Raw genomic sequence first — 298 nt, 5'->3', positions numbered from 1 at the left:
TAAAGACGTTGAAAAATTTACAGATGCAGAAATAGAAGAGTATAACAAATATGGATTTCTGAGTCATCCTAATTATCAAAAGATAATAGTACTTTCAGCAGGAGTTATAATGAATTTTGCTACAGCTTTTATAGCTGCTATACTTTATTCACTTTTTATCGTTAAGGGATTTGAATTAGTAGGTAAAATACTTATAGGAGGATTTTATCAAACTCTATTAGGTATAAAGATGCATTTAACAGAAGCAGCAAAAGCCAACCATCTTGTTGGACCTGTTAGTCTTCCATCTGTTGTAGGA

At 31.2% G+C, this 298-nt stretch carries 1 protein-coding gene; it reads left to right on the top strand.

Annotated features, from left to right (window positions below; genetic code table 11):
• A partial coding sequence (locus AYC59_RS07895; RefSeq protein WP_439332308.1) for a hypothetical protein occupies positions 1-298 on the top strand: 298 nt, incomplete at both ends.

The organism is Pseudostreptobacillus hongkongensis (assembly GCF_001559795.1).
Classification (GTDB): domain Bacteria; phylum Fusobacteriota; class Fusobacteriia; order Fusobacteriales; family Leptotrichiaceae; genus Pseudostreptobacillus; species Pseudostreptobacillus hongkongensis.
The sequence above is the reverse complement of the archived record's forward strand: the minus strand, read 5'-3'. Positions and strand labels throughout refer to the sequence as shown.